Consider the following 2,478-nt stretch of genomic DNA (forward strand, 5'->3'; position numbering starts at 1 on the left):
TATGTTTTAGTTATTATTGTGTAATCAGGCAATCCATAATTACAAAAAAGTTACTTACTACGCCCTTTGTAGCACTAAAAGCTTAACATTGAGAATGCTTTTAAATTCATATACTAAATATAGCTGTTTATTTAATTTTGTACTGACTTACTTTGTTGCAATTTCATTCTTGGTTTAATAAGTGACCTGTGTAAAACTACCTAAGTTAATTTAGTAAATCAGGTGACATGAATGTCGAATATTAAAGCTTGGAAACTTATAAGCCTGTTTTGTTTGTTCGCAGTGCTTATGGGTTGTCAATCTAAAGAAGAGCAGCTGCAACAAACAATTCAAGAGTCTATTAAAAAAGCAGATACAGAGCTGTCACAGCTTGGTACTGCGCTTGATAATGGGAATGTGCGCAATGCTGTATTACTTAAAGAATATGGCGAGCTCCTTAAAAAACAACAGCCAGAGCTTACAAAAGTTGTTGATGTAATTACCCTTGATGCAACGCGTCAAGGTGCACTTTATAGTGGTTTAACACAGCGACTTAAAGATATTAAAGGAACTTACTTAATTCCTCCTTACGAAGATACGTTGCATAGCATTGATTTGTTGCGTGATGCGTCTAAACCTACGCTATTTTCTGATGCGTTAACCGATCCTATTAATATGCTAGCTGATATGTCCAAAGGCACTTTAGCGCGTGTAGGCGCAATTAGTAAGCAAGCTGAAGGTGAGGGTGTTGGTAACCAAATGGTAGGTAACCCTAACTATGGTAACTGGCAAACAAATAGTAATGGTATTAGCTTTTGGCAATGGTACGGCATGTACCGTATTTTAGGCGATGTATTTGACCGTGTTGAATATGGAAGTTGGAGCAAACGCCGAAAGTATAGTTATTACAATGACTATGGCCGTTCGCGTTATTCAAGCCCTAAACAAATTAAAACCCAAAGCGCGCTAGAAACACGCACGCGCCAAACATACCAACGCCAAGGTAAGCAGTTTACAAGCCCTTATGCGAGTAAAAAAACAGGTGCATCCGGTTTAAGCCGTAGTAGTTATACGCCACCAAAAAGCCGCAGTAGTTATTCTCGTTCTAGCAGTTATAGCAATAGCTCAGGATCGGTGCGTGATAGCGGTAGCAGAACCTCTCGTGGCGTGAGCCGTGGTAAGTAAAAGAATAAAGTTGGAGTTAGAATAATATGTATGAATTTAATGGAATAACTATGTGGTCGCTACAAGCATTGGCGATTGATTTTGCAATTATTGTTTTATTATTTGTAAGCCTTAAATATATAAAAGGTTGGGTTTCAAACTTACACGCAAATGATGAAATAACAGAGCGTGATAACTTTGCTTTTGGTATTAGCTTTGCCGCTGGTTTAGTGGCACTGGCGATTGTATTAACAGGTGTAAGTAGTGGTGCTTTTGCTGCAACATTGCAACAAGAAGCACTGCAAATGTTAGCTTACGGCGCATTAGCAATTGTACTTATTAAGTTGGGTCACTTTTTTCAAGATAAAGTAGCGCTTCGTAAAGTAAGCCTGCACGACGAAATAGTTAAAGGTAACGTTACAGCTTCAATAATTGATTTTGGTCATGTTGTTAGCGTTGCAATAGTTATTCGCTCAGCACTTTTATGGGTGGCTACTGATGGCTGGCATGGTCTTCCAATTGTAATTGCTGCCTTTATTATAGGTAGTGTTGTATTACTACTTGTTAGCCAGTACCGAGTGCAGTTATTTAAGCGTACAAACAAAAGTGGCGACTGCCTACAACAAGCAATTGTTGATGGTAACTTAGCTGTGGGTATTCGTTACGCTGGATTTTTAATAGGTAGTGCATTAGCTATTACAGCTGCAACGGGTGTTGCGCCATACGCTGCTGATAACATTAATGCGAGTTTACTATACTGGGCTATTAGCGCTGTTGTGAGCCTTGTCGCATTTATTATTTTGCACTTAGTGACAATTAAAATAATTTTATCTGGTTGCGATATTTCCGATGAAGTTAATCGTCAAAAAAATGTAGGTGTAGCAGCTATTTCTGCAGCAGTATCATTTGCTGTAGGTATCACTATGGCAACCTTACTAGGCGCATAATCAGTGTCATCAACCAACACTCCCCCAAGTAAGTCTCGCTTACTTGGGCACGATATATTACTAATTACTGTTATGGCCGTGCTTGCTGGGTGCGGCCTTATTTATGAATACTTACTGTCTCATTATGCGGGCCGTGTACTTGGCTCAGTAGAAAGCGCTATTTACGCCATGATCGGTACTATGATTGTAGCAATGGGCTTAGGCGCTTTTTTAGCGCGTTGGTTTAAAGATGCATTTACCGCTTTTGCTTGGCTAGAAAGCATTATTGCTTTGGTTGGCATGGGCTGCATTTTAGCGATAGCGGGTGTAATAGCTGTAAGTTATTCTCTTCCTCATTTATTTTCGAGCATTTTTAATTTACCCCCAGATGTTGTACTTAATGGTTACG

Annotated in this window: 2 protein-coding genes and 1 pseudogene; all 3 read left to right on the plus strand. The window is 39.3% G+C overall.

Annotated features, from left to right (window positions below):
• Positions 1-231 precede the first annotated feature (231 nt).
• Positions 232-1,164: a CHAD domain-containing protein gene (locus H5072_RS16815; protein ID WP_182672490.1), complete on the plus strand. Its 933-nt coding sequence runs from the start codon at positions 232-234 to the stop codon at positions 1,162-1,164.
• A gap of 26 nt (positions 1,165-1,190) precedes the next feature.
• Positions 1,191-2,090 (plus strand): DUF350 domain-containing protein, encoded by a 900-nt coding sequence (locus H5072_RS16820; protein WP_024597420.1) that lies wholly within the window; start codon positions 1,191-1,193, stop codon positions 2,088-2,090.
• A 3-nt stretch (positions 2,091-2,093) separates the two neighbouring features.
• A pseudogene (locus tag H5072_RS16825) lies at positions 2,094-2,478 on the plus strand (spermidine synthase); the annotation flags it as partial.

Source organism: Pseudoalteromonas sp. SR45-5 (genome assembly GCF_014163565.1).
Lineage (GTDB): Bacteria > Pseudomonadota > Gammaproteobacteria > Enterobacterales > Alteromonadaceae > Pseudoalteromonas > Pseudoalteromonas distincta.